Source organism: Rhizobium sp. NZLR8, assembly GCF_019685025.1.
In the GTDB taxonomy this organism is placed as follows: domain Bacteria; phylum Pseudomonadota; class Alphaproteobacteria; order Rhizobiales; family Rhizobiaceae; genus Rhizobium.
Genome location: NZ_JABDVY010000005.1, coordinates 218,957 through 245,314 on the forward strand (window position 1 = coordinate 218,957; position 26,358 = coordinate 245,314).

Consider the following 26,358-nt stretch of genomic DNA (forward strand, 5'->3'; position numbering starts at 1 on the left):
CTGACCATGCGGGGGCGTTTGGCAAGCATCGGTGCCGAGGAAAGTCTGCTTTCCGAAGGCTGGAACCTGATCCTGACGGAGCCGGGCGCCTGCGCCGTGCCGCACGATATCCCGCTCTCCGCGCGGCTCATCCCAGCGCCCGTTCCCGGAACCGTCGCCGCAGCGCTGGAAAAGGCCGGGCTGTTCGATCGGGAAAATCCCGAACCGTTGAACACCAGGGACGCCTGGTATCTCTGCCGACTCTTCGATGCCGAGCCCGGCGAGGCAATCCTGCGTTTTGCAGGGCTCGCGACGCTTTGCCATGTCTTCCTGAACGGCCAAGAAATCCTGTTTTCCGAGAGCATGTTCACGGCGCACGAGATTCCGGTGACGCTTTCGGGCGGCGACGAACTGGCGCTATGCTTCCGGGCGCTCGGCCCCCGGCTGTCGGAGCCGGGCCCGCGCGCACGCTGGCGGCCGCAGATGATCACGCCGGCGGGGCTGAAGAATTTCCGCACGACGCTGCTCGGTCATATGCCGGGTTGGTGCCCCGATATCCATGCCGTCGGGCCATGGCGGCCGATTTCGATGGTGCGGCGCAATCCCGTCTCGATCGACAATGTCTCCATCCGCGCGGTGTTGGAGGAAAGCGGCGTCGGCCGCCTCAGCGTTTCCCTGCATAGCAATGCCGAGCATCCCGCGATGCTGCTGCACTGCGGCGGGATGGAGCAGCCCTTCGAGAAGATCGGCGACAATCATTACTCGGCTATCCTCAAGCTTTCCGACATCGAGCCCTGGTGGCCGCATACGCATGGCGCTCCGCGCCTCTACGAGCTGACGCTGATTTCCGACGGCGTTGAATATCCGCTGGGCAGGACCGGCTTCCGGCGGATCGACGTTGACCACGGCGAAGACGGCGACGACTTCGCGCTCACCGTCAACGGCGAACGCATCTTCTGCCGCGGCGCGGTCTGGACGACAGCCGATATCGCGCGTCTGCCGGGCGGGCGGGCGGATTATGAGCCGTTCCTGCGGCTTGCCGCTGGCGCCGGCATGAACATGATCCGCATCGGCGGCACCATGGTCTACGAGACGCCCGATTTCTTTACGCTCTGCGACGAGCTCGGCCTGCTGGTGTGGCAGGATTTCATGTTCGCCAATTTCGACTATCCGCGCAACGACAAGGCTTTTCTCGGCCATGTGCATGCCGAGGTCGAGGAATTCCTGCACGGCGTCCAGGCGTCGCCTTCCCTCGCAGTGCTCTGCGGCGGCAGCGAAATCCACCAGCAGGCGGCGATGCTGGGTCTGCCCATGGAATTCTGGAGCGGGCCGGTCACAGATGAGATCATCCCGGCCATCGCTACGCGCATGCGTCCCGACGTGCCCTATGTCCCGAACTCGCCCCATGGTGGAGCGATGCCGTTTTCGCCCAATGCCGGTATTGCCCATTATTACGGCGTCGGCGCCTATATGCTGCCGATTGCCGACGCGCGTCGCGCCAACGTGCGTTTTGCCTCCGAGAGCCTCGCCTTCGCGCATGTGCCGCAGCAAAGGACGCTGCAACGGCATCTCGATGTGCCGGCTGTGCACAGCCCGCTCTGGAAGGCGCGTGTGCCACGCGACCGCAGCGCATCTTGGGATTTCGAGGATGTTCGCGATTTCTATCTGCAGCTTCTCTACGGCTTCGATCCGGCCCAGCTGCGCCGCGAAGATCCGGGGCATTATCTCGATCTCTCCCGCGCCGTCACCGGCGAAGTGATCGAAGAGACCTTTGCCGAATGGCGGCGCAAGGGCTCCTCCTGTAACGGCGCCCTCGTCTGGACGTTGCAGGATCTGCTGCCCGGTCCCGGCTGGGGGGTGATCGATTCCACCGGAGAGCCGAAGCCGGCCTGGTATGCGATGCGCCGTGCATTCCGGCCGGTTCAGGTGGTTTTCACCGACGAGGGAACCAACGGTCTCGACGTGCACATCATCAACGAGACGGATGCCGCTCTCGATGTGGAACTCGAAGTCATCTGCCTGCGGGACGGAAAACAGCAGGTGCTCAGCGGTAGCAGGGCTTTCAAGCTGGCCGCAAGGGACACGGAGCGTATTGCCTGCACCGCGCTGTTCGGCGCCTTTTTCGATACGACCTATGCCTTCCGTTTCGGGCCGCCGTCGCATGATGCGAGTGTTGCGCGCCTGCGTTCGCTGGCAGATGGCGCCATCCTCGCGGAAAGCTTCCACTTCCCGTGCGGACGGGGGAAGGCGTTGCATGATGCCGGCATCGAAGCATCACTCGGCAGGGACGGCGACGACTGGTTCGTCGATCTGAGGACCGACCGGCTGGCGCAATCGGTGCATATCGACGTCGAAGGCTACCGGGCCGACGACGACTGGTTCCACCTCGCCCCCGGTGCGATGCGGCGCGTGACGCTCTCGGCGCTGCCCGGCACCGAAAGCGATATCGCGCCTGCAGGCGAGATTAGAAGTCTGGGAAGTTCGCATCGTGTCGCCCTCTCGGGCTGAATCTCGCGAAAAACGATGCCGATCCATTGAGAAAGACCGCGATTTGAGAACGACATACCGCTTTTTGCGTGCCCATGTGCTGCAGCGGCTGATCCCGCGATCGCGGCTTGCCTTCAATCCGCGCAAGCCGGTGGAAATCGTCGGCTATCTCTCGATGGCTGTCGGCGTCGGCGAATCGGCAAGGCTTTGCGCCGGCGCTCTGTCGGAGGCGGGAAGGGCGATTTCGCTTTCCGACGTCAGCACGCATCCCGACGAAGAGTCCTTCGCCGGATGGACACCGTCGCCTCTCTCGATCGAGGCGCCGGGAAGCCGTATCTGGCATCTCAATCCGCCGATGCTGCCGCGCGCCATTCTGAAGAAGGGCGTTGCGAATTTCACCCGCGCCTTCAATATCGGGTATTTCGCCTGGGAGCTCGAAGTCGTACCGGCCGAGTGGCGCAACGCTATGCACTATATGAATGCCGTCTTCGTGCCGTCGGAATTCACCCGGCGGGCGATTGCGCCGCTCACCAAGGCACCCGTTATCGTCGTTCCGCATCCCGTCACCGCGGCGCCGGCAACGGAAGGCATGCGGGAGAAGTTCGGCATCGAGAAGGCCGCCTTTCTCGTCAGCTTCATTTTCAGCGCTGGCTCCTCGATCAACCGGAAAAATCCGCAGGCGGTGATCGAAGCCTTCAAGATATTCGCCGCCGAGGCCCCAAGCGCTTTCCTGTTGATGAAGGCCAGCGGCGATGTGAACAAGGACAAAGGCCTGCGCGCACTGGTCGCTTCGGTCGCGGGTGACGCCCGGATCAGAATCGTCACTGACAGGCTGTCGAACGCCGAGATCAATGGCCTCATCCGCTCTTCCGACGCCTATCTTTCGCTGCATCGTTCCGAGGGGTTCGGGCTGACGGTTGCCGAGGCGATCATGCAGCGCACGCCGGTTATCTCAACCGCCTGGTCGGGCACGGCGGATTTCTGCGATCCGGACAATACATGGCTGGTCGACTCTCCCCTCATTCCGGTCGTCGATACCCATCCGGACTTTGCCGGGCTCGAGGGCGCGATCTGGGCAGATCCTTCTCCGGAAGCCGCGGCCGCGCGCCTCGGGGATATCTTCCGCGCGCCCGAGCTTGCGAGAGAGAAGGCTGAAAAGGCGCGGGCCTTCCTGCTGCGCTACCTCGCTGAGAACAGCTATGAGAAAGCGCTTCAGAAGCTATCGGCGATGCAGGCAAGCTAAGGTGAGGTCGCCACTCCGCTTTATTTTAACATTTTTGCATTAGAGGTGGCGGGTATCCGGCTTTAGAGCATGTCGCGCAAAGGTATGCAGCGGTTTTGCGATAACGGCATGCGTAAAAACAAAGGCCCAAAGCGCGAGGAGCGAATCTGAAAGATCGCGACGCGTTTTAGGCCGATCCTGGCGGATGGACAGATGTCGAAGGGTATTATCGCAAATTCGATGATGAATGCGGCGGCAGGCATGTTGCTCTTGCTGACGGGCTTCATTTCATCGATCATAACGGCGCGGCTGCTCGGACCGGAAGCCAACGGCATCGTCGCCTTCTCGCTCTGGCTGGTGGTCACGGGCGCCTCGATCGCCGAACTCGGCTCCAGCATCACGCTGTTGAAGACCCTACCGCAACTTTCTGCGGAAGGATACGACGCGCGCCGCCGGCGCGGTTTTGCCGCCATCCTCGTCAGCTTCATGATGTTCTCGACCGTCGTGCTGCTGGCGCTCTACGCTCTGTTTTTCCTGACCTCCGAGGAGATGCACTGGGCCGATACCGCGCCGTCCGTCGCCCTGGTTACCGGCGTGCTGTTCTTCGTCCAGGCGATCGGATCCTTCGTCAAATTTTACCTGATTGGCGAAAAAAAGCTTGGTGCCTTCTTCCGGCTGACGGTCGCAGTCTCGATTGTGCAGCTCGCCGGTGTTGCCGTCGGCGCCGTTTTCTATGGCGTCGAGGGTGTTCTCGTCGGTTATGCGCTCGGCCAGCTCGTGCTGTTTTTCGCTACGCTGCCGATCCTTCTTTCGCGGCGTGACTGGTGCGGGGTTTCGCTGAAATCTCTCGCTTCCTCCTCCGTTATCCTGTCGATCCAGTTCATCATCGATTCCATCTTCCTCAATCGGCTCGAACTGCTCTTCCTGCAGCAGTTCTGGTCGGTGGAGATGGTCGGCTACTACGCCGTCGGACTGTCGATCGCCAATATCGCCCTTCAACTGCCGATCCAGATGACCGGCAGCCTGCTGCCCTATTATTCCGAGCGGCGTCACAACAGCGACGATTCGACCTTGCCGGTCGAGGTCTTCGCAGCCGTTACCCGCAGCATGGCCTATATCGTGTTGCCGATGAGCCTCGGGCTGGCAGCGATCTCCAGCGAGCTGGTGCTTGTGGTGTTCGGCGAGGCGTTCCGCCGCAGCGGCACGGTGGTGGCGCTGCTGGCGCTCGTCGCGCCCGCCTATACCTTCATGCAGATCCTCAGCCTCTATCTGTTGTCGATGGACCGGGCCCGCTCCCGCCTGAACATCAGTGTGATAGGTGGCCTTCTCATGGTAGCGGGTTGTTTACTGATCGTACCTAGGCTTGCAGCCGAGGGTGCCGCACTCGTGCGCATCCTCGTTTTCGTTGCGATGTCGGTGATGATGATCAGACAGACAGGATTCGGATCCCAGCTTTCGGGTCTCTACGCAAGCCTGACGAAGGTGACACTCGCCTCCGTGCTCTGCGCTTGCGCGGCGATTTCCGTGCTGGAATTCCTCCATGGCCCGGTCGGACTGGTCGCTGCAATCGTCGCCGGTACAGTCTGCTATTTCGCGGCGCTCCGCGTGCTGCGCGCCGTGCCGGGCGAGGATGTCGACGTCATGCGCTCCATTCTCGACAAGATGCCGTCGCTGTTGCGCCGGCCTGTGGAGCACGCAATCAATTTCATTGCACCGCGGCTTCCCGGCGATCCCGATCGTGCCAAGGTCGCGCCCGGCGAATTCTCGCTCGATCCGGCTGCGGGTGCCGGACGCAGCGCTGCCCTGCCTGTCGTATTCGACGGCACGGTCGGGTTGTTCATGCCCGAGAATCCTCTAGTGAAGAAACGTTCGGCGGCTGTGCTTTTTGTCAGCCCGTGGGGTTTCGAGGAGATGTGCAGCCGCAAATTCTTCCGCGTTGCGGCCGAGCATTTTTCCGATATCGGCGTACCGAGCCTGCGCTTCGACTATCGCGGCACCGGCGATGCGCTCGATTTCGGCGCGCTGCCGGCAAGGCTGGAGACCTGGGAAAATTCGATCCGTGCGGCCGCCGCCAAGCTGAAGTCGCTGGGCGGCTGCGACCGCGTCATCCTCATCGCACAGGGCCTTGGGGCAACACTTTCCCAGCGCATCGGCTCCTCGATCGACGGTGTCGACAGCCTGGTCATGCTGGCCCCGGTGCTGAGCGGCCGGGCCTATCTGCGTGAACTCAACATGTGGTCCAGGATTATCGATGCCGATCTCGGCCTCGGCAAGGAGCACGTCCAGACGGCAAAGGTGCAGATCGCCGGGTTGGTCATGCCCGAGGAGATCGCTGCCGAGCTCGGCAAGCTCAGCATCGCTTCACCGCAGGGGCTTGCAGCCCCGCGCTATCTGATCCTCGAACGTCCTGCGAAGGCCGAGGATACCGGCTTTGCCGATGCGCTGAGGGCGCTTGGCGCCGATGTCGAGCAGAGGGCTTTCGAGGGCTATGACGAGCTCGCCACCAATCCGCTGTTTGCCAAGACGCCGATTGATGTCATCGCGCTGTTGACGACGTGGCTGGAGGCAAGGACGACGGAGACGTCCGCAGCCCATTCATCGGCAGCGATCGAGAACCCGCCGCTTGCAGGTGACGGCTTTACGGAAATGCCGGTGCGTTTCGGAAGCCATGATCACCTGGTCGGCGTCGTCAGCCGGCCGCTGGGCGAGATCAAGGGCAATGCCGTGCTGTTCCTGTCGACGGCCTATGACCGGCATGCCGGCTGGGGACGGACGACGGTTGATATGGCCCGCGAGCTCGCGCGGCAAGGCGTCGTTTCGCTGCGCTTCGATTCCGCTAATGTCGGCGACAGCCCGCCGCGGCCGGATGCACCGGAACAGGTGCTTTACTCCGATACGCAGACCGCGGACGCGGTCGCCTCGCTCGATCTGCTCGAAAGCATCGTCACCGGTCCGGTCATGGTCGCCGGCCGATGCAGTGGCGGTTATCTCGCCTTCCGCGCAGGGGTCGCCGATGAGCGTTTGAAGGCCGTCGTGTCGATCAATCCCTTCGTCTACTACTGGGATCCGAAGATCCCGGTGCGCAAAGAGCATGTCGTTTCCGTTCCCCGCAGCCTGGATGACTACGGCCAGCGCCTGGCGCGGCTCGATACGCTGAAGCGGCTGCTGCGCGGCCAGGTGGATGTGGTTTCGGCGCTGCAGAATGTCGTCATCGCCGCCGGCCGCCGGTTGTCGCCGTGGATCGCGCCGCTGCTCGAGCTGCTTCCCGACCGACGCCATATCGCCCGCGAGGTCAGGCATTCCTTCGCGCTGTTCGGCAAACGCAAGGTGCCGCTGACGCTGATTTACAGCGAAGGCGATGTTGGGCTCGATCATGTCTATTTCCATTTCGGGCCGCGCGGCGCAAGGCTTTCCCGCTATCCGAACGTCCGGCTGCTGATGCTGCCGGATGCCGACCACAATCTGACGCCGCCGCAGTCGCGCAAATTCGTGCTGGACGAGATCATTCGTCTCGCAAGAGCGTGACGGGAATTTCAGCAAACAGGATCAGATGTTTTCGACGGCGACGATATCCAACGATCTGTAGAGATCGATATAGCGTCCGGCGACGATATCCCAGGAATAGCCGCGCGTAGCGTCGAGAAGCCCAGCGCGAATGGTCTCAGGTTGGCGCGAAAGACCTTCATAGGCCGCTTCGATTGCGGTGGCGGCGGCCCCAGGATCGGTGAAATCGGCAAGCATGATAGCAGGATGCCGGCCGGCAAGTGTCGCGAAGGCATCGTTGGCGTTCAGCACCGGCAGCAGGCCGGCGCTCATCGCCTCCAGCGCCACCAGACCGAAACCTTCATATTCAGAGGCGGAGGCAAAGAGCGAGGCATCCGTGATGATCCGTCGGATGGCGCCGTTGTCGGGTGAGACGTGCAGGGTGGCCAGGCCGGAGAGGTTACGGCTTTCGATCGCGGCTTCGACATCCGCCCGGTTCAGGTCGGATTCGGCGCCGACGATATCGAGATGCCATTCCGCATCACGGGTCGTCAGCATGACCATCGCATCGAGGAGATGGTCCAGCCGCTTGTTCACCGAGAACCGGCCGATGGTGACGATGCGGCGCTTTGCCCGGCGCGAAGCGGTGTCGGCGAACTTGCCGATATCGGCGCCGTTTTCGATCAGCAGGCTGTCGGGCACGATTTCCGAAAACTGCTTGAGGTCGGACGCGCTGCAGCAGACGACCCTGCGATAGGCCAGTGCCGAGGCGCGGGTCAACGTCCGGAACCAGATCTTCTTGATCGCCGCGTATTTTCGCGTGTGGAAGAAGCCGCCATGGGTGGTGACGATCATCGGCTTACGATGCAGCAGCCGGCCCCAGGCGAGCGCGTCGAAGAAAAAGTCGATGGCATGGACATGCACGAGATCGGCATCGGCGAGATGACGGAAAACCTTAGGCGCCAGCGGATAACGGCTGCTGCCGGACCAGGGAATGCGCACCACCTCGATGCCGTCGATGTTTTCGCGCGGCTGCAGTTTGTCCTCAGGCGCGGTGAACAATGAATCGAGCGTGACCACGCGGACGCGATAACCGCGCCGGACAGTCTGGCGGGCGAGATTGGCGACCACGTCTTCCAGGCCGCCGCGGTTGGGCAGGAACTGGCGCACGACATGGACGATCAGCGGCGCCGTTTCCGGCTGCGCCTTCTCGCGCACCCTATCTGCCTCGACGATCGCCATTTTCCACCTATAGCTGCGCACGTTGCCCCGAGTTGAGGCGGGACTCTTATAGCAACGACCAGATCTCTCCGGCGTTAAGCCGCGGTTTAAGCGGCGTCCCGAAAGGCGATTCTTCGCGAAAAAGGTTAACCGCGTCTGATTGATTCAGAGCATCTTTGTTTTTACGCAATTCCGGACGTAAAACCGCAGCACACTTTTGTTGGAATTGCTTCAGAAGGCCTTGAAAGTCAGGGTCGTCAGCGAGCGGACGATGCCGGGAATATTGGCGATGTTGTCGTTGATGAACTTGCCGATATCCTGGCCTTCTTCGATGTAGACCTTCAGCAGCAGGTCGTAGTCGCCGCTGGTGGAATAGAGCTCCGAGACCAGTTCGGTCTGGTAGATGGCATCGGCGACCTCATAGGTCTTGCCGGGGGCGCATTGGAGCTGGACGAAGATCGGCTTCATGGGGATTTCCTGCAAAGGGTTGGTTGGTGGCATAATGGTCGAAAGCGCCATGCCGATGCAAGCCGTTCGTCACGCGGCCGGATCGGCGGCCGCTTCCGAGACGATCCAATCGCGAAAAGCGGCAAGCGGCGCATAGTCGGCCCGCTCGGGCGGAAAGGCGAGATAATAGCGTTCGCGGCTTTCCATTTCACGGTCGACAGCGGCGACGAGATCGCCGCGGCTGATCTCCTCTTGCATCAGAAATGTCGGCAGGAGGGCGATGCCGAGGCCGGCGATCGCCGCTTGGGCGGCGGTGGCGAACTGGTCGAAGAGCATGCCGTGCACGCTTTCGAAGGAAACGCCGTTGCCGGCGAACCATTGCTCCCAGGCATCGGGCCGCGTCGTCAGGTGCAGCAGCGGAACCGAAAGCAGATCCTGTGGTCCGGAGATTGCGTAGCGCTTCAGAAACTCAGGGCTGCAGGCCGGCACCGTGCGCTCCGACATCAGAAAAGCCAGTTCGGCGCCCGGCCAGTGCGGGTGGCCGAAATGGATGGCGGCGTCGATCGAATCGAGGCGGAAATCGAAGGGCGAAAGCCGGGTCACCAGATTGATGGTGACGCCGGGATTGGCGGCGAGGAAACGCCCCAGGCGCGGCGCCAGCCAGCGCGTGCCGAAGGTCGGCAGGATGGCAAGATTGAGCGTGCCGCCATACGGATTTGCGCGCAGGTTCAGCGAGGCGCTGGATATGCGCCGCAGCGCCTCGCGGATTTCACGGGCATAACTGTCACCGGCAAGCGTCAGCCGCATGGTCTGGCGTTCGCGCCGGAAGAGTTCGACGCCAAGCTGCTGCTCCAGCGCGCTCACCTGACGGCTGACGGCGCTCTGGGTCAGATCGAGTTCGCGCGCGGCTGCCGTCACGCTGCCGGTGCGGGCGACCGCCTCAAAGGCGGCGAGATGCGAAATCGATGGCAAAAATCGTCTTGAAGCAAACATGATCATTCCGCTTCAGAATGAGCTATTTCCAAAATGTCGATATTTCTGGGTTTGTTACGCTTGTAAAGAGGTTCATCCTGCAAAAGCGGAATGAGCCTGAGTCCCCGATGCCGAAAGCCTTCGTTTCCACAGACCGTATCCGTTCGCTCTTTACCGAGGCGATGTCGCAGATGTACCGGGCAGAGGTGCCGCAATACGGCACGCTGATCGAACTGGTGGCGGATGTGAATGCCGGCTGCCTCGAAAACGACCCCGAACTGCGGGAGCGACTGGCCCGCGCCGGCGAACTGGAGCGCATCGATGTCGAGCGCCACGGCGCCATCCGGCTCGGCACGGCAGAAGAACTTTTCACCATTCGACGGCTGTTTGCGGTCATGGGAATGCAGGCCGTCGGCTATTACGATCTTTCGGTTGCCGGCGTGCCTGTTCATTCCACCAGCTTCCGGCCGGTCGACGAGGCTGCGCTCAACGTTAATCCATTCCGCGTCTTTACCTCGCTGTTACGGCTGGAGCTGATCGAAGACGAGGGGCTGCGCGGCGAAGCGGCGGCCATTCTGGCGGCACGGCGCATCTATACGCCGCGCGCCATCGCGCTGATCGAGCGTCATGAGCGGGACGGCGGCCTGACCGGGCCGGAAGCAGTGGAATTCGTCGCCGAGGCGCTCGAAACCTTCCGCTGGCACGGTGAGGCGACAATCAGCGCCAAGACTTACAAGCGCCTGCACGATGCGCACCGGTTGATCGCCGACGTCGTCAGCTTCAAGGGGCCGCATATTAACCACCTGACGCCGCGCACGCTGGATATCGACGCAGTCCAGGCCCGCATGCCGGAACGCGGCATCACGCCGAAGGCCGTCATCGAAGGACCACCGCGCCGTCATTGCGATATCCTCTTGCGGCAGACGAGTTTCAAGGCGCTGGAGGAAAGGATCGGCTTTTCCGATGACGACGGTGCGATCCGGGGTACGCATACTGCCCGCTTCGGCGAGATCGAACAGCGCGGTGTGGCGCTGACGGCCAAGGGCCGAGCGCTCTACGACCGGCTGCTCGCCTCGGTTCGCGGCGAGGTCCAGGTCGTCGCCGGCGGCGCCGAGGCCGGCGCCTACGACAGCGAACTTGCCGAGCGTTTCAAGGCGCTGCCGGACAGCTGGGAAGAGCTGCGCAGGCAGGGTCTGGCCTTCTTCCGTTATTCCGCCACACCTGCTGGCATTGCCGCCGCCGTCCGCGGCACGCTGCCCGACGATCCGGAAGCGTTGATCACCAACGGTTACCTCGCCTTCGCCCCGATCGTCTATGAAGACTTCCTGCCGGTCAGCGCAGCCGGCATCTTTCAGTCGAACCTCGGCGCCGACCAGCAGCAGAATTATGCGACCCGCTCGAACCGCGACGCCTTCGAGGCAGCACTTGGCGGGACCGTCCAGGACGAGCTGGCGCTTTATGCCGAACGCCAGACGGCATCGCTGGATGCGGCGATGGAGGCGCTCGGTCTTGCGGGCCTGCAACTGAAGACCGTCGCGTAAAATGGTGGCTTCAACCCTTCATCATATGCGTTAGAGTACCGCGATTTCGCTCCGATCGGACTGAGCCATGCTGAATGATCCGCGCTCCCACGGCCTCTGGGAAAAGACCGCAGCCGAACCACCGGCCACCTCGCCGCTTGCAGGCGCGGTGTCGGCCGATGTCGTCATCGTCGGCGGCGGTTACACCGGCCTGTCGTCTGCCCTGCATCTTGCCGAAGCCGGGTCGAAGGTGGTGCTGCTGGAAGCCAAGGAGATCGGCTTCGGCGGGGCGGGGCGCAATGTCGGCCTGATCAATGCCGGCATGTGGGTGATGCCCGACGATCTGCCCGGCGTGCTCGGCCCGGTGCATGGCGAACGTCTGCTCGAGCTGCTCGGCAATGCGCCAAAGCTGGTCATGGAACTGATCGACAGGCACGGGGTTGCCTGTGAACTCGAACGCAACGGCACGCTGCATTGCGCTGTCGGTGCGGACGGGCTGAAGGAGATCGAAGAACGCGCGGCGCAATGGTCCGCCCGCGGCGCCGCCGTAACGCTGCTCGATGCGGCGGAGACGGCCAGACGCATCGGCAGCGATGCCTATACCGGTTCGCTGCTCGACATGCGCGCCGGAACGCTGCAACCGCTGGCCTATGCGCGCGGTCTTGCCCATGCCGCCGTCAAATCAGGCGTCGTCATTCACACATCCAGTCCGGTCGTTGCAACGGAGCGTCACGGCAGCCGCTGGAAGGTGAAGACCGAAAGCGGCGAAGTCAGCGCGGAATGGATCATCGTCGCGACGGACGCCTACAGCACCGGACCGTGGGAGCAGGTGCGCAGCGAACAGGTGCATCTGCCCTATTTCAATTTCGCCACCGTGCCGCTCGGCCACAATCTGCGTCAGTCGATCCTGGCGGGCCGGGAAGGCGCGTGGGATACCAAGGAAATCCTCTCCTCCTTCCGGATGGATCAGGCTGGACGTCTGGTGTTCGGCAGTGTCGGGGCGTTGCGCAATACCGGGCTCACCGTGCATAAGGGTTGGGCCAAGCGCGCCCTGAAGCGGCTGTTTCCGGTTATCGGCGATGTCGAATTCGAGTGCGAATGGTATGGCCAGATCGGCATGACCGACAATGCGCTGCCGCGCTTTCACAAATTCGCGCCAAATGTCGTCGGCTTTTCGGGTTACAATGGCCGCGGCATTGCGCCCGGCACGGTCTTCGGCCGGACGCTGGCAGAGCATATCCTCGGCCGGCTTGCCGAAGCCGACCTGCCGCTGCCGCTGACGTCGCCGACCGAACCGAGGCTCCGTGCGCTGAAGGAACTATGGTACGAAGCGGGCGCTCAAGTCGCCCATTTCGCCGATGCCCGCTTTTGAGAACCGGTAAACGCTTCCGGGAAGCGAAACTCGCTTCTGAGAATAATAAGATTGGAACCACGACAATGAATATCGCCGTCCTCGATCTCGCCACCGAAACCGCCAAGCTGCTTGCCGAACTCGGCGTCGATGCCGGCCGCTATCACGGCGGCACCCTGTCGGTCAGCTCGCCGGTCACCGGCAAGGAAATCGGCAAACTCAGAGAGCATTCGGTTGCCGAGGCGAATGCGGCGATCGAAGAGGCGCATAAGGCCTTCCTCGAATGGCGTGCCGTACCGGCACCGAAGCGCGGCGAACTGGTCCGCCTGCTCGGCGAGGAACTGCGCGCCGCCAAGGCAGCACTCGGCCGTCTCGTCTCGATCGAAGTCGGCAAGATCACATCCGAAGGCCTCGGCGAAGTGCAGGAGATGATCGATATCTGCGATTTCGCGGTCGGCCTTTCCCGTCAGCTCTACGGCCTGACGATCGCCACCGAGCGCTCCGAACACCGGATGATGGAAAGCTGGCATCCGCTCGGTGTGATCGGTATCATCTCCGCCTTCAACTTCCCTGTTGCTGTCTGGTCGTGGAATGCGGCGCTGGCGATGGTCTGCGGCAATTCCACCGTCTGGAAGCCCTCGGAAAAGACACCTTTGACCGCCCTTGCCGTGCAGGCACTGTTCGAGAAGGCGCTGAAGCGCTTCATCGCCGAGGGCGGCACGGCTCCGGCCAATCTATCGACTTTGATCATCGGCGGCCGTGAAGTCGGCGAAGTGCTGGTCGACCATCCGAAGATCCCACTCGTTTCCGCCACCGGTTCGACGGCCATGGGCCGCGCCGTCGGTCCGCGGCTGTCGCAGCGTTTTGCCCGCGCCATTCTCGAACTCGGCGGCAACAATGCGGCGATCGTCTGCCCAAGCGCCGATCTCGACCTGACGTTGCGCGGCGTTGCCTTCTCCGCCATGGGCACGGCCGGCCAGCGCTGCACGACGCTGCGTCGTCTCTTCGTGCATGACAGCGTCTACGACCAATTGGTGCCGCGCCTGCAGAAGGCCTATGGCTCCGTCACCATCGGCAATCCGCTCGAAACCGGCACGCTGGTGGGACCACTGATCGACGGCAAGGCTTTCGAGAAGATGCAGGCAGCACTTGGCGAAGCGAAATCGGCCGGCGGCAAGGTGACCGGCGGCGACCGCGTCGACAATGGTTCGACTGACGCCTTTTACGTTCGCCCGGCGCTGGTCGAAATGCCTGATCAGACCGGCCCGGTCGAGCACGAGACCTTCGCGCCGATCCTCTATGTGATCAAATATAGCGATTTCGACGCGGTGCTGGCGCTGCACAATGCCGTGCCGCAGGGACTGTCGTCGTCGATCTTCACCAACGACATGCGCGAGGCCGAAACCTTCGTCTCCGCCCGCGGCTCGGATTGCGGCATCGCCAATGTCAATCTCGGGCCATCGGGCGCCGAAATCGGCGGCGCCTTCGGTGGCGAGAAGGAAACCGGCGGTGGCCGCGAATCCGGCTCGGATGCCTGGAAGGCCTATATGCGGCGCTCCACCAACACGATCAATTACGGCAGGACGCTGCCGCTTGCGCAGGGCGTCAAGTTCGACGTCGAATAAGCCGGCTGCAACGGGCGGCATTCCCTAAAGCGCGTCGCATGCAATTGATTCATGCGACGCGCGTTAGCTCTTTGTTTTGAAGTGTGTCGCTATCCGGAACCACTGCACACTTCCGGGCGACATGCAGGGGGCGTCGCCTTTTTGGCCAATCGCGATTTATTCCACTATAACACGAAACATTTAGTCAAGATATTGTGATGGCTTTTTCGGGCAAGCCAAACTTGAAATCCTCAGTCAGGAAAAATATACGCCTCTCATCACCCGTGGAGACCTCGGGTGACATCGCCACGGAGGCCATCATGAACATTGCTCTTAGCCGTTTTTCCCTCGCGCTTGCCGCTTCGCTTCTCGCCGCCACCGCGCTCGCCGGTAGCGCCAATGCGCAGGACGAAAGTCTCGTCGTCTACAATGCCCAGCATGAAAGCCTGGGCCGCGAATGGATCGATGCCTTCACCAAGGAGACCGGCATCAAGGTCACCATGCGGCAGGGCGGCGACATGCAGTTCGCCAACCAGATCATTCAGGAAGGCGACGCCTCTCCGGCCGACGTGTTCCTGACCGAGAATTCGCCGGCGATGACGCTGGTCGATGGCGCGGGCCTCTTTGCCCCCATCGAAAAGGACACGCTGGACCAGGTTCCCGATCAATATCGCCCGGCTGACGGCATGTGGACCGGCATTGCCGCCCGCACCACCGTTTTTGCCTATGACAAGACGAAGCTCACCGAAGACAAGCTGCCGAAGTCGATGCTCGACCTTGCTGATCCGGCCTGGAAGGGTCGCTGGGGTGCGTCACCTGCCGGCGCCGATTTCCAGGCCATCGTCGCTGCGCTGCTGCAGCTCAAGGGTGAGCAGGCGACCGCCGACTGGCTGAAGGCTCTCAAGGAAAACGCCACGCCCTACAAGGGCAACAGCGTCGCCATGAAGGCCGTCAATGCAGGCGAAGTCGAGGGTGCGATCATCTATCACTATTATTGGTTCGGCGATCAGGCGAAGACCGGCGAGAACAGCAAGAATGTCGGCCTGCACTACTTCAAGAACCAGGATCCCGGCGCCTTCGTCAGCGTTTCGGGCGGCGGCATCCTGAAGTCAACGCAACACATGAAGGAAGCCCAGGCTTTCCTGAAGTTCCTCACCAGCAAGGCCGGCCAGGCGGTTCTCAAGGATGGTGACTCCTACGAATATGCCGTCGGCAAGGACGCGCCCTCCAACGACAAGCTCGCTCCGCTCGCCGATCTCGACGCGCCGAAAGTCGAAGCTTCGACGCTCGACAGCAAGAAGGTTGTGGAGCTGATGACGGCCGCCGGCCTGATCTGACCTTCTGCCGCAGGCGACTTCCGCCAAAACTATTGCTTTTGGCTCAAGAAAACCTTAGGGCATGACGAAATCCGGCAACCGCTCCTCAAAAGCGGTTGCCTTCCTTTTTCAGCGTGTAAAGGCATCGGCCTTGCTGCAGGACAACAGATTGCTCGCATCCGGTAACGCGGGGCCGGTCGCGCCTGGGGGGCGGATGGGTTTGCCGCGCGCGCCCATGCCGCACGCTTCCGTGGTGCTGCTGGCAACCATCGTCGCGATCTTCAGCCTGGTGCCGCTCGGCTTCATCGGCTGGGTCACCTATGATGTCGGCTGGGAAACGGTAAACGCCCTGGTCTTTCGGCCGCGCGTCGGCGAATTGCTCGTCAACACGGTTCTGCTGGAATCGCTCACCATTCCACTATCGATCGCGCTTGCGGTGACGCTTGCCTGGCTGACCGAGCGGACCGACATTCCTTTCGCGCGGCTCTGCGCCTGGCTTGCGATTGCTCCGCTCGCCGTGCCTGCCTTCGTACACAGCTATGCCTGGGTCAGCCTCGTCCCCGGCATGCACGGCCTGCAGAGCGGTGTCTTCGTCTCGGTGATCGCCTATTATCCTTTTCTCTACCTGCCGGTCGCCGCGGCGTTGCGCCGTCTCGATCCGGCGATCGAGGATGCCGCGGCCTCGCTGGGTCTCAATCCCTGGCGGGTCTTCTTCCGGGCGGTGCTGCCGCAGCTCCGACTCGCCATTTGCGGCGGCTCGCTGCTGATCGGGCTGCATCTGCTTTCGGAGTACGGCCTGTTTGTGATGATCCGGTTCGACACTTTCGCGACGGCGATTGTCGATCAGTTCCAGTCCTCCTACAACAGTCCCGCCTCCAACATGCTCGGCGGCGTGCTCGTCGCCTGCTGTCTTTTTCTGCTCGGCTTCGAGGTGCTGGTGCGCGGCAACGAACGGTATGCACGCGTCGGCTCCGGCTCGCCGCGTCCGACAGATCGCCGCCGGCTCGGCTGGTTCGTGGTGCCGGCCGTTTTTCTGCCTGTCGTCCTGGCGGTGCTGACCCTCGGCGTGCCGCTGGTGACGCTTGGCCGCTGGCTCTATCTCGGCGGCACCGAGATCTGGCGCATCGAAGTCGGCAGCGCTTTCCTGCAGACGATCGTGCTTGCCATTGTCGGCGGCGTGCTGGCGACGATTGCCGCAGCACCGATGGCCTGGCTTTCCGTGCGTGCGCCCGGCCGTTTGCAGCGCGTGCTCGAAGCCTGCCATTACTATGTCGGCTCGCTGCCGGGTGTCGTCGTGGCGCTGGCGCTGGTGACGATCACCGTGCGTCTCGTGCTGCCCCTCTACCAGACCTTTGCAACGCTGCTCGTCGCCTATGTGATGCTTTTCCTGCCCCGCGCCATGGTGGGGCTGCGCGCCAGCATCGCCCAGGCACCGGTGGAGCTGGAGCGCGCCGCGATGGGCCTCGGCCGCACCCCAGGGCAGGCGGTACGGCAGATCACCATGCGGCTTGCCGCACCCGGAGCGGCGGCCAGCGTCGCGCTCGCCGCCCTCGGCATTACCAATGAACTGACGGCGACCCTGATGCTGTCGCCCAACGGCGTCGATACGCTGGCGACGAAATTCTGGTCGCTGACCAGCGAGATCGATTATGTTTCGGCTGCGCCCTATGCCTTCATGATGATCGTGCTGTCGCTGCCGCTCACGCTGATGCTCTATACCCAATCGAAACGGACTGCCGGCCAATGACGCTGCTTACGATCGAAAACATCAGCAAGCGCTACGGGCCTGTGCAGGCGCTGAAGGATATTTCGCTCGATGTCCAGGCGGGCAGCCGCACCGCCGTCGTTGGCCCGTCCGGTTCGGGCAAGACGACACTGCTGCGCATCATTGCCGGCTTCGAGCAGCCCGACGTCGGGAGAGTGACGCTCGATGGCGAGGTGCTTGCCGACGGCCCCGCGACGGTGCCGGCTCACAAGCGCGGCATCGGCATCGTTTCGCAGGACGGCGCGCTGTTTCCGCACTTAAGCGTCGCCGAAAATATCGGCTTCGGCTTCGAGCGGGGTGCGGCCGACCGTGAGAAGCGTATCGTCGAGCTGCTCGATATGGTCGAGCTCGACCGCGGCATGCTGGTGCGGCGCCCGCATCAGCTTTCCGGCGGCCAGCAGCAGCGCGTGGCGCTTGCCCGCGCGCTCGGCCGCAAGCCGCGGCTGATGCTGCTCGACGAACCTTTCTCGGCACTCGACACCGGGTTGCGCGAGAACATGCGCAAGGCGGTTGCGCGCGTTCTCAAGGCGGCCGGCATTACCACCATTCTGGTTACGCATGATCAGGAAGAGGCGCTGACCTTTGCCGATCAGGTCGCGGTGCTCAGAGAAGGACGGCTGGTTCAGGCCGGGTCGCCGCAATCATTGTATCTGCATCCCAGGGATCGTGAGACAGCACTGTTCCTCGGCGATGCCGTGCTGCTTCCCGCGATCATTCGGAACGGTCTGGCCGACTGCGCGCTTGGCCGCGTCGCCGTCGAAGGCAGTCGTCAGGGCAAAGCGGAGATCATGCTGCGGCCGGAGCAGATCCGCGTCGTTGCCGATGAAAGCGATCGCAACCATGGCGGACGTGTCGTCGAGGTGGAGTTCGGCGGCGCGGTCTGCACCGTTGCCGTTTCGCTCGACGGTGTTGCCCTGCCGCCGATCCTGATCAAGACCTCGAGCGTTGCGCTGCCGGCGCGAGGCGATCTCGTTCGCCTCGATATCGCCGGCAAGGCGCATGTTTTCGAGAGCTGAGTGAAAACGCTCAGAACCCCCATAACTTCTTGTTTGAACGCAATTCCGGACGGAAAACCGCTTCGCACTTTTCCTGTAATTGCTTTAGCCGAACTTGCGCACCACTTCTTGCGGCTCGATGCCTTCAAGCCAGCCGCCGGTAAAGCCGGCGCGCTCGAGCCCGAGCCGGATGGCCGGCGATTGCCTCATCAGCTTCCAGATGAAGTCGGAGCGCTCGTTCTCGACGGTCATGACGAGAAGACCCTGATCAATGCCGACGGTGCGGTCGTCGACCCAGCCTTCCGGCCGCGTGGTCTTGACCGTCGGGTTGAAGCCGCCGGGAAAGCCGCCTTCCAAGAGCAGGTTCGGATAGCTGGTCAAAAGTGCCTTGGTGCCATCCAAAGCCGCCTGCCGGTCATAGGGCAGGCAGGCGAGGGCTGCCCAGGGTGCGATCGTGCCGTCATCCGGGCCGAGCGGGGCGCCGCGGGCGGCATAACCCAGAACCTTCGGCTGGCGGCCGCCGCGCATGCGCCGCGTCGGCGGCGGGCCGTCGCAGGCGGAGAAACCCCAGATATTCTTGTTATAGCCGACGAACTGGCCGGGATTGCGCTCGGCATAATCACGCTGGACGTTGATGACCGCCTGCGTGTTGCGGAAATAATCCCAGTTCCGCTCCGCCATCGGCTTGTCCTGAATGCCGCGGAAATCGATCCAGGCATGAGAGAACAGGTGGATGAACAGCGGCCCGGCATAGAGATAGGACTGTTCGCCGTGCAGCATCCAGGAATAGCTTGACGTAAAGGCGTCGTAGCAAGACTGCGGGATGGGGTGCGTCGGCGATGCGAGCGCCAGTGCGTAAAGGATGATCGCCTCGTCGAAGCCGTGATAGCGCCAACGCAGGAAGCCGGAAGAGGGCTTCCAACCCATGGCAATGGTGTCGCCCTTGTTCAACGCCCAGCGCCAATCGACGCGCTCGTAGATGAAGGTCGCGAGCTCACGGATTTCCGTTTCCGTCTCGTCGTCTTCGCGGTTGAAATACTGCGCTGATGTCAGGATGCCGGCGACCAGCAGCGCCGTATCGATGGTCGACAGCTCGCTGTTCCAGGCGCGGTGGCCGGTATCCATATGCAGAAAGTGGTAGAAGAAGCCGCGGTGGCCGGTGGCGTGGCGTTCCTCGCCCTGACGCGCCCCGGCGAAAAACCGCAGCGTATTGACCGTGCGTTCGGCTGCTTCCGCGCGGTTGATCCAGCAACGCTCGACACCGACGGGATAGGAGGAAAGGGCAAAGCCGACGGCTGCGATACTTGCCGGCACGCCGCCGATCGAGGTATCGGCCACCAGGCCATTTTCGGGATTGGAATATTTCAGGAAGTACTTGAATGCCGAATGCTGCAGCCTGTCGACAAGCGCTGCATCAATATCTTCAATCCGTTGCAGCATAGGCTCCTACCCAACTGTTGCATCGCCCCATGCTTGAACATGGCGGCCGTCCCCCGGCAAATCAAACCTTTTTGATTCGCAGGGATAAGAGAACACAAATGGGCAGAAGTGGTCGTTAATAATTATCCGTGAAATAATATCTAGCAGAAGTCATATAAGCGGTGCAGCAAAAGCAGCGGTTACGCGCCGGTCCGCAGCCGTTGTTTCCTGCGATATTTGGTTCCTCCGATCTTCCGCGGAACGGGTGACAGTCGCTCAATCGTATAGGCTGGTATGAGGCGTCGGAGTCTCAACTGCGCGCATCTACCCCTTGGCATCGCGCCGCGAGGCAGTGAAGATGAAACACGCCTCTCGCCGATCGGTCGTCTCAAGTCCCCGCCGAACGCGCCGACAGGAAGACCTGCGGCTCGAAGGCAAAATCCTTGTCGAAGGGATAGGTCGGATGCTGCTTGCGCAGCCGTGGCAGGCGCTCGACGAACTGATCGACGACACCGGTCGAGAGCGCCATCAGGCTGGGATTTGCAATCGGCGCCAGCTCGGGAGAGAGATAACCCGATTTGACGACAATGATCCTCGCCTTGTGCGGATCGAGGCCGAGCCGGGTGAAATCGGCGATGTTGTGATAGGGCCGGCGTTTAGCGGACAGTACGAGATCGATGCCATCGATCGAAACCACCGCCTGGCGGTCGGCGGGTTCGGCGGTTTCATGGAGGAACTTGACGATGAAACGGGCATTGACCGGCTTGCTGCCCTCGCTGTCGAGTGAGGCGCCAACGCTGAGGTCCAGCTCGGCGCCCACGCCTGCGGCATAGCAGGCCTCGGTTGCCGCCTTGTCGGCGATGCCGGCGAAGACGACGCCGGCAGCACCCCTGCCGATCAGCTCGGCCAGCACGTCGGCTCGGTCCCCGACGCCGCCGCCGGTCGGGTTGTCGCCGGATTCGGCGAGCACAACGGGGACCGTCGGGCTTGCAATGGCTCTCGCGACGCATTCCTCCAACGAGCCGGTCTCGCAGCCGAAGACAAAGTCTTCGCGCGCATCCCAATAGGCCTTGGCGAGACGTCTGGCCTCGCGCTCCATTACCGCGCAGTCGGTGCCGGTGATGATGGCGGCGGCCGTGGCGCGCGGTTCGTCGGCCCAGACATAACCAACCATCAGTGATGCATCCCAGACACCATCAATCGCATCGATTTCGGGCAGCCTCTCATAGAGGCTTTTCGCCGGCTCATCGACGGTGCTGGTGCGCTCGCCGGGCAGCACGACCGGGACCGGCGCCCAGAGAACAACCGGCCGCACACCTGATTTCAGGCTCTTCACCAGCATGGAGACCGAGCGGCGCATCGTCTCCTCGACATCGATATGCGGCGCAGTGCGATAGGTTGAATAAATATCGAGCGCATCGATGATGCGCTGGGTGACGTTGCCATGCAGGTCGTAGCTTGCCGACACCGTGCAGGCCTCGCCGACGAGCGCGCGGGCCGCACAAATCCAGTCGCCTTCGGCATCCTCCATGCCCTCGACATACATGGCGCCATGCATGGCGAGGTAGAGACCGTCGAGCGGCAGCATCGGCTTCAGCCGCTCGAGGAATTCGCCCTTGAAGGCCTCGTAGGTGGCGCGTGAAACCGGGCCGCCGGCAATGGCGCGGGCATGGATCGTCGGTAGGAATTCGGCGTCGTAATCCCTGAGGAAGCCAAAGTAGGGTGATGCCAGCAGTGCGTCCCCGCGCAGCACGCGAAAATCCTTCTCCTCGTTCAGGACGGGATTGTATGTGCTGCATTCGATATGAATGCCACCAACGGCGATGCGCATGGGAAACCTCAGTTGATATTGGGAGCAATCAGGAAGGTAGGGCCGCAATGCCGGCAGCGCCCTGGACCTCGAGGCCGGTACCGTCGTCAAGAATTTCTCCGGTCATCTGACACCAAGTGCGGGATTGTCGCAAGCGGTGCGGCCCATCTCATTGAGTGCGCCAACTGCTCCTGCCGATGCCGATGATCAGAACATCATCTTATGGGTCGAGGCCAAGCAGGGTGGCGTTGCTATGCGGCGAGTCATTGGATGCTTGCGAGATCGCGTCAAACTCAGCAGTTTACGCGCCCCGGCCGCGAGGAGCACACGCCCCTTATTCGCCGATCAGAGAGCTCGCGGATCGACAAACATTCAGAACAGGCACCCTGCACGGCAAAGGTGCGCTAAGGCTTTGAAATTTTGAGAAACTGGAGCGGGCGAAGGGATTCGAACCCTCGACCCCAACCTTGGCAAGGTTGTGCTCTACCCCTGAGCTACACCCGCTCAATCCACATCGGTCCGGGGTAGTTGTTGGACCGTGGGCGCCGCCTCGCGGCGACCGGCGCTATATGGCCTAACGGGTTTTCAAATGCAACAGGGAAATGACGGAGAGGTGAAGAAAAATTCTCCTGCTCGCGCGGGCCGGGCGGAAAGGCCGCAAATGCGGGGCAAAGCGTCGGCCGCAAAGATTGCCAAACGATGTCGACGGACTTAATCAGGACGCCTTGTCTTTTTCCCTTCCTATCCAATGGATTGCCCAATGTCCGAAAATGTCCCGAAGACCAGAGAAGAATTGTTTGCCTTTCTCGATGGGCTCGGCATTGCCCATAAGACGGTTGACCATGCGCCGGTTTTCACCGTGGCGGAATCGGTTGCGCTGCGCGACGAGATCCCCGGCGGCCACACCAAGAACCTGTTCGTCAAGGACAAGAAGGACAGGTATTTTCTGCTGACCGTCGAGGAAAACGCTGCCGTCGATCTCAAGCAGGTGCATAATGCCATCGGCGGGTCCGGCAGGGTCTCCTTCGGCAGGCCCGAGAAGTTGATGGAATATCTCGCCGTCATTCCCGGCGCGGTCACTGCATTCGGCGCGATCAACGATACTGCGGCGAATGTCACCTTCGTGCTCGATACCGATCTGATGCGCGAGGAGATCATCAACTGCCATCCGCTGTCCAACGATGCGACGACATCGATTGCGAGCGCCGATCTCATCCGTTTCATGGAAGCGACCGGGCATAAGCCGCTTGTCTTGAAAGTGACGTCCTGACATACGATTTTAGCGCTAAAGCGCGTCGCGGACTTTCAGTTTCGCTTGCGGCGCTTTAGGCCTTTGGTTTTGTGCATGTCTTGATCGCAAAACCGCTACACTTTTGCGCGACATGCTTTAGCAAAGACGCCGGCAAGATCGGCGCGGCGGGAGATACCTATGAGCGGCAGCGACAACCCCTATAACAGTTCCTTCGGAAATCAGATGACGGCGACGACAAGCTTCGGCGCCACCCCAGAACCCGTGGCTGCAGCCGGCAGCTACATCACCGACACGACGACCGCGAATTTCGGCAAGGACGTCATCGAGGAATCGCGCAATCAACCGGTGCTGGTGGATTTCTGGGCGCCCTGGTGCGGGCCGTGCAAGCAGCTGACGCCGGTGTTGGAGAAGGTTGTCAACGAAGCCAAGGGCCGCGTCCGGCTGGTCAAGATGAACATCGACGACCATCCCTCGATCGCCGGCCAGCTCGGCATCCAGTCGATCCCCGCCGTGATCGCCTTCGTTAACGGCCGCCCCGCCGACGGCTTCATGGGTGCAGTGCCGGAAAGCCAGATTCAGCAGTTCATCGACCGCATCGCCGGCCCGGCCGGCGCCGATGAGGCGGCCGAGATCGAAGCCGTGGTTACGGAAGCAGCAGAACTGCTGGCCGCCGGCAACATCAATGAGGCCGCTCAGCTCTACGCCGCGGTGATGCAGGCCGATCCCGAAAATGCCAAGGCGATTGCCGGCATGGCCGAGTGCATGATCGCCGCAAACCAGCATGAGCGAGCGCGCGAAACTCTGACTGATCTGCCGGAAGAGTTGGCGAAGGACGCCGGTATCCAGGCCGCAGTGAAAAAGCTCGAACAGATCGAGGAAGCCCGCAAGCTCGGCGATCCTGTTGCGCTCGAACGCGACCTTGCCGTCAACCCCGACGACCATGAGGCGCGGCTGAAGCTCGCCAAGATCCTCAATGTCGAAGGCCGGCGCGACGAAGCGGCCGAGCACCTGCTGCTGATCATGCGCAAGGACCGCGCCTTTGACGATGACGGCGCCCGTCGCCAGCTGCTGCAGTTCTTCGAGGTCTGGGGCTTCAAGGATCCGGCGACGATTTCGGCTCGGCGCAAGCTTTCGGCGATGCTGTTCTCGTAAAGCGCCGCGGGTCCGACAGGGCGGCAAGGCGCTGTATTGCTTTGTATCCCTGTCTGATCCTGTTGAAAGGCGATTCGGATTTTCGGAGGTAGGCGCTAAGTTTCGAGCAACTGCCCTTGCGTTTTCGGACGGGGGCACCACATTCTCGTGAGGACGGGCATGCCCGTTACAAGAATGCGGGACGGTTTCATGCAAGTCGGGAATGCCAGATACCTGAAGCCGGGCGATCTGCCTGATACAATCGCCGTCTTTCCCCTGACCGGTGCCCTCCTTCTGCCGGCCGGGCAGCTTCCGCTCAACATTTTCGAGCCGCGTTATCTGGCGATGCTGGATGCTGTACTGACGGGAAACCGGCTGATCGGCATGGTGCAGCCGGCGCTCGGCGAACACGAAGACAAGGGCGGCGATCCCAATCTTGCCGCCGTCGGCTGCCTTGGCCGCATCACCTCCTTCGCCGAAACTGGCGACGGCCGCTATATCGTCTCGCTGACCGGCGTCTGCCGCTTTCGGTTGCTTGAGGAGAAAGCAACCAGCGATCCGTTCCGCACCTTCCGTATCGCGCCGTTCATCGCCGATCTCTCGGCCGCGAACGAGGAGGAGGCGGTCGACCGCGCAGCGCTTCTGACTGCCTTCAAGGCCTATCTCGATGCCAACAAGCTGGAAGCGGACTGGGAGAGCGTCGAGCGGGCGAGCAATCTGACGCTTGTCAATTCGCTGGCGATGATGTCGCCGTTCGGACCGGCTGAAAAGCAGGCACTGCTGGAAGCGCCCGATCTGAAGACGCGGGCCGAAACGCTGATCGCCATTACCGAGATCGTGTTGGCGCGGGTCTTCGGTGACTCCGACACGGTTCTGCAGTAGACTTCAGCCATGGATGAAAAACTCAGCCGCGTCGATCCAAAGCTGCTCGATCTGCTGGTCTGCCCGCTCTCCAAGGGCCGGCTTTCCTATGATCGCGAACACAATGAGCTAGTCTCGGAAAAGGCGCGGCTTGCCTATCCGATCCGCGACGGCATTCCGATCATGCTGGTGTCCGAAGCCCGTCGCCTCGACGAATAGGCGTCTTTAAATCACTATCAAATGACTTGGCCTGCCAGCAGCCGCGGATTGTCCTTTGCCGTCGTTCCAGCCGCCTGGCCGATGAAGAAAGATTTGAGGCGCGGCAGCCGGTCGACGATGCCGAGGCCGACGTCGCGGGCGATGCGGATCGGTGTTGCGTCGTTGGAGAACAGCCGGTTCAGCACGTCCGTCGTCACGCCCATACGGAAGGTGTCGAAGCGGCGCCAGGTCTGGTAGCGTTCGAGAATGTTGATCGATCCGATATCGAGGCCGAGCCGATCAGCCTCCACGATCGTTTCGGCAAGTGCCGCTACATCCTTGAAGCCGAGATTGAGGCCCTGGCCTGAGATCGGGTGAATGCCGTGGGCGGCGTCGCCGGCCAGCGCGAAACGCGGTGCGACGAAGGCGCGTGCCAGCGTCAGGCCGAGCGGGAAGGCGCGTTTGTCGCCGATGATTTTCAGCGCCCCAAGCTTGTGGCCGAAGCGGCGTTCGAGCTCTTCCTCGAAGACCAGGTCGTCGGCGGCGACCAGCCGATCGGCATCATGTGTCCGCTCCGTCCAGACGAGCGAGGAGCGATTGTTCTTGAGCGGCAGGATGGCGAAGGGACCGGCCGGCAGGAAATGCTCCTCGGCGCAGCCATCATGCGGCCGCTCATGTTCGACCGTGGCAACGATGCCCGACTGGCCGTAGTTCCAGGTGACGGTCTTGATGCCGGCGAGATCGCGCAGCGTCGAGCGCACGCCGTCGCAGGCAACCAACAGCCGGCTCTCCAGCGCGCTGCCATCCGAAAGCGTGACGGTTATGTGGCTGTCGTGCGTCTTCAGCTCCGTGGCGCCGAGCCCGTGACGGATGTCGATGCTGAGCCGCTCGCAGACGCCCCGCAGCGCTGCGACCATGGCGACATTCGGGATCATGTGGGCGAAAGGCCGGCCTTCCGCCGCTTCGCCGTCGAAGGTGAGAAAAACCGGGCGCACCGGATCAGAGGTCTTGGAGTCGGTAACGATCATTTTGGTGATCGGCTGGGCTTCCGGCTCGATCTCATTCCAGATGCCGAAGACCTCGAGCATCTTCGACGCCGCCGCGATGACGGCGGAAGCGCGCGTGTCGTTTTTCCAGACATGCTCCGGGGCCGCCTCGACGACGACGACATTCAGATGGGGGGCTGCCTGTTTGACCGCGACAGCGGCGGAAAGGCCGACATAACCCCCGCCCACAACCAGCATGTCCAGCATCGCGCCGCTCCCGTACCTTGTGCCTCAGATGTGACCTATATAGATCATCGCAACTTCACTTCCTACCGCCGG

19 protein-coding genes and 1 tRNA gene are annotated in these 26,358 nt (G+C 62.3%); 13 read left to right on the forward strand and 7 right to left on the reverse strand.

The window, feature by feature from the left end:
• The first annotated feature begins 6 nt into the window (after window positions 1-6).
• The 3 genes from HJB89_RS14060 to HJB89_RS14070 all read left to right on the forward strand — a co-directional run bounded on the left by HJB89_RS14060 (window position 7) and on the right by HJB89_RS14070 (window position 7,213).
• Window positions 7-2,487 (forward strand): glycoside hydrolase family 2 protein, encoded by a 2,481-nt coding sequence (locus HJB89_RS14060; protein WP_221150087.1) that lies wholly within the window; start codon window positions 7-9, stop codon window positions 2,485-2,487.
• A 43-nt stretch (window positions 2,488-2,530) separates the two neighbouring features.
• A complete protein-coding gene (locus HJB89_RS14065) occupies window positions 2,531-3,709 on the forward strand; it encodes a glycosyltransferase family 4 protein (RefSeq protein ID WP_221150088.1) in 1,179 nt (392 codons plus the stop codon).
• A gap of 192 nt (window positions 3,710-3,901) precedes the next feature.
• Window positions 3,902-7,213 (forward strand): oligosaccharide flippase family protein, encoded by a 3,312-nt coding sequence (locus tag HJB89_RS14070; protein WP_221150089.1) that lies wholly within the window; start codon window positions 3,902-3,904, stop codon window positions 7,211-7,213.
• A gap of 21 nt (window positions 7,214-7,234) precedes the next feature.
• On the opposite strand, the gene HJB89_RS14075 is transcribed toward HJB89_RS14070, so the two are convergent.
• The 3 genes from HJB89_RS14075 to HJB89_RS14085 all read right to left on the reverse strand — a co-directional run bounded on the left by HJB89_RS14075 (window position 7,235) and on the right by HJB89_RS14085 (window position 9,838).
• Window positions 7,235-8,413: a glycosyltransferase family 4 protein gene (locus HJB89_RS14075; RefSeq protein WP_221131708.1), complete on the reverse strand. Its 1,179-nt coding sequence runs from the start codon at window positions 8,411-8,413 to the stop codon at window positions 7,235-7,237.
• 210 nt (window positions 8,414-8,623) lie between these two features.
• Entirely contained in the window at window positions 8,624-8,860 is a 237-nt protein-coding gene (locus HJB89_RS14080; protein ID WP_003567502.1) for an Lrp/AsnC ligand binding domain-containing protein, read from the reverse strand.
• Window positions 8,861-8,929: 69 nt separating this feature from the next.
• A complete protein-coding gene (locus tag HJB89_RS14085) occupies window positions 8,930-9,838 on the reverse strand; it encodes a LysR family transcriptional regulator (protein ID WP_207582202.1) in 909 nt (302 codons plus the stop codon).
• Window positions 9,839-9,939: 101 nt separating this feature from the next.
• On the opposite strand from HJB89_RS14085, the gene HJB89_RS14090 reads away from it, so the two are divergent.
• The 6 genes from HJB89_RS14090 (at window position 9,940) to HJB89_RS14115 (ending at window position 18,383) form a co-directional block, all read left to right on the forward strand.
• Window positions 9,940-11,352: a VOC family protein gene (locus tag HJB89_RS14090; protein ID WP_221150090.1), complete on the forward strand. Its 1,413-nt coding sequence runs from the start codon at window positions 9,940-9,942 to the stop codon at window positions 11,350-11,352.
• A gap of 67 nt (window positions 11,353-11,419) precedes the next feature.
• On the forward strand, window positions 11,420-12,703 hold the full coding sequence (locus HJB89_RS14095) for an FAD-binding oxidoreductase (RefSeq protein ID WP_207582200.1): 1,284 nt from the start codon (window positions 11,420-11,422) through the stop codon (window positions 12,701-12,703).
• Between the two features lie 65 nt (window positions 12,704-12,768).
• Window positions 12,769-14,307: an aldehyde dehydrogenase family protein gene (locus HJB89_RS14100; protein WP_207582199.1), complete on the forward strand. Its 1,539-nt coding sequence runs from the start codon at window positions 12,769-12,771 to the stop codon at window positions 14,305-14,307.
• A 299-nt stretch (window positions 14,308-14,606) separates the two neighbouring features.
• Window positions 14,607-15,623, forward strand: a complete 1,017-nt coding sequence (locus tag HJB89_RS14105; RefSeq protein WP_207582198.1) for an iron ABC transporter substrate-binding protein — start codon at window positions 14,607-14,609, stop codon at window positions 15,621-15,623.
• Window positions 15,624-15,684: 61 nt separating this feature from the next.
• Complete coding sequence (locus HJB89_RS14110) at window positions 15,685-17,349, forward strand: iron ABC transporter permease (protein ID WP_221131643.1); 1,665 nt, start codon at window positions 15,685-15,687, stop codon at window positions 17,347-17,349.
• Entirely contained in the window at window positions 17,346-18,383 is a 1,038-nt protein-coding gene (locus HJB89_RS14115) for an ABC transporter ATP-binding protein (RefSeq protein WP_207582196.1), read from the forward strand. The genes HJB89_RS14110 and HJB89_RS14115 overlap by 4 nt, the downstream gene beginning before the upstream one ends.
• A gap of 84 nt (window positions 18,384-18,467) precedes the next feature.
• Here the strand turns inward: HJB89_RS14115 and HJB89_RS14120 are convergent, their stop codons facing one another.
• From HJB89_RS14120 to HJB89_RS14130, 3 genes are all read right to left on the reverse strand, one after another.
• Complete coding sequence (locus HJB89_RS14120) at window positions 18,468-19,802, reverse strand: glucoamylase family protein (protein WP_221150092.1); 1,335 nt, start codon at window positions 19,800-19,802, stop codon at window positions 18,468-18,470.
• 367 nt (window positions 19,803-20,169) lie between these two features.
• On the reverse strand, window positions 20,170-21,612 hold the full coding sequence (locus tag HJB89_RS14125; RefSeq protein WP_221150093.1) for a M81 family metallopeptidase: 1,443 nt from the start codon (window positions 21,610-21,612) through the stop codon (window positions 20,170-20,172).
• A gap of 408 nt (window positions 21,613-22,020) precedes the next feature.
• Window positions 22,021-22,095, reverse strand: a tRNA-Gly gene (locus HJB89_RS14130).
• A 256-nt stretch (window positions 22,096-22,351) separates the two neighbouring features.
• Between HJB89_RS14130 and HJB89_RS14135 the strand changes: the two genes are divergently transcribed.
• The 4 genes from HJB89_RS14135 (at window position 22,352) to HJB89_RS14150 (ending at window position 25,054) form a co-directional block, all read left to right on the forward strand.
• A complete protein-coding gene (locus HJB89_RS14135) occupies window positions 22,352-22,861 on the forward strand; it encodes a prolyl-tRNA synthetase associated domain-containing protein (protein WP_221150094.1) in 510 nt (169 codons plus the stop codon).
• Window positions 22,862-23,020: 159 nt separating this feature from the next.
• On the forward strand, window positions 23,021-23,995 hold the full coding sequence (gene trxA / locus HJB89_RS14140) for a thioredoxin (RefSeq protein ID WP_221150095.1): 975 nt from the start codon (window positions 23,021-23,023) through the stop codon (window positions 23,993-23,995).
• Between the two features lie 174 nt (window positions 23,996-24,169).
• Window positions 24,170-24,856: an LON peptidase substrate-binding domain-containing protein gene (locus tag HJB89_RS14145; protein WP_207584400.1), complete on the forward strand. Its 687-nt coding sequence runs from the start codon at window positions 24,170-24,172 to the stop codon at window positions 24,854-24,856.
• 9 nt (window positions 24,857-24,865) lie between these two features.
• Complete coding sequence (locus HJB89_RS14150; protein WP_003589705.1) at window positions 24,866-25,054, forward strand: Trm112 family protein; 189 nt, start codon at window positions 24,866-24,868, stop codon at window positions 25,052-25,054.
• A 17-nt stretch (window positions 25,055-25,071) separates the two neighbouring features.
• Here the strand turns inward: HJB89_RS14150 and HJB89_RS14155 are convergent, their stop codons facing one another.
• Complete coding sequence (locus HJB89_RS14155) at window positions 25,072-26,286, reverse strand: ubiquinone biosynthesis hydroxylase (RefSeq protein ID WP_221115446.1); 1,215 nt, start codon at window positions 26,284-26,286, stop codon at window positions 25,072-25,074.
• Window positions 26,287-26,358: the final 72 nt, after the last annotated feature.

Coding starts and splice junctions, on each gene's coding strand:
- HJB89_RS14135 (WP_221150094.1), top strand. CDS start 22,352: ATGTCCGAAAATGTCCCGAAGACCAGAGAAGAATTGTTTGCCTTTCTC.
- trxA (WP_221150095.1), top strand. CDS start 23,021: ATGAGCGGCAGCGACAACCCCTATAACAGTTCCTTCGGAAATCAGATG.
- HJB89_RS14060 (WP_221150087.1), top strand. CDS start 7: ATGCGGGGGCGTTTGGCAAGCATCGGTGCCGAGGAAAGTCTGCTTTCC.
- HJB89_RS14085 (WP_207582202.1), bottom strand. CDS start 9,838: ATGATCATGTTTGCTTCAAGACGATTTTTGCCATCGATTTCGCATCTC.
- HJB89_RS14110 (WP_221131643.1), top strand. CDS start 15,685: ATGACGAAATCCGGCAACCGCTCCTCAAAAGCGGTTGCCTTCCTTTTT.
- HJB89_RS14075 (WP_221131708.1), bottom strand. CDS start 8,413: ATGGCGATCGTCGAGGCAGATAGGGTGCGCGAGAAGGCGCAGCCGGAA.
- HJB89_RS14090 (WP_221150090.1), top strand. CDS start 9,940: ATGCCGAAAGCCTTCGTTTCCACAGACCGTATCCGTTCGCTCTTTACC.
- HJB89_RS14100 (WP_207582199.1), top strand. CDS start 12,769: ATGAATATCGCCGTCCTCGATCTCGCCACCGAAACCGCCAAGCTGCTT.
- HJB89_RS14120 (WP_221150092.1), bottom strand. CDS start 19,802: ATGCTGCAACGGATTGAAGATATTGATGCAGCGCTTGTCGACAGGCTG.
- HJB89_RS14145 (WP_207584400.1), top strand. CDS start 24,170: ATGCGGGACGGTTTCATGCAAGTCGGGAATGCCAGATACCTGAAGCCG.
- HJB89_RS14155 (WP_221115446.1), bottom strand. CDS start 26,286: ATGCTGGACATGCTGGTTGTGGGCGGGGGTTATGTCGGCCTTTCCGCC.
- HJB89_RS14115 (WP_207582196.1), top strand. CDS start 17,346: ATGACGCTGCTTACGATCGAAAACATCAGCAAGCGCTACGGGCCTGTG.
- HJB89_RS14070 (WP_221150089.1), top strand. CDS start 3,902: ATGTCGAAGGGTATTATCGCAAATTCGATGATGAATGCGGCGGCAGGC.
- HJB89_RS14125 (WP_221150093.1), bottom strand. CDS start 21,612: ATGCGCATCGCCGTTGGTGGCATTCATATCGAATGCAGCACATACAAT.
- HJB89_RS14150 (WP_003589705.1), top strand. CDS start 24,866: ATGGATGAAAAACTCAGCCGCGTCGATCCAAAGCTGCTCGATCTGCTG.
- HJB89_RS14105 (WP_207582198.1), top strand. CDS start 14,607: ATGAACATTGCTCTTAGCCGTTTTTCCCTCGCGCTTGCCGCTTCGCTT.
- HJB89_RS14095 (WP_207582200.1), top strand. CDS start 11,420: ATGCTGAATGATCCGCGCTCCCACGGCCTCTGGGAAAAGACCGCAGCC.
- HJB89_RS14080 (WP_003567502.1), bottom strand. CDS start 8,860: ATGAAGCCGATCTTCGTCCAGCTCCAATGCGCCCCCGGCAAGACCTAT.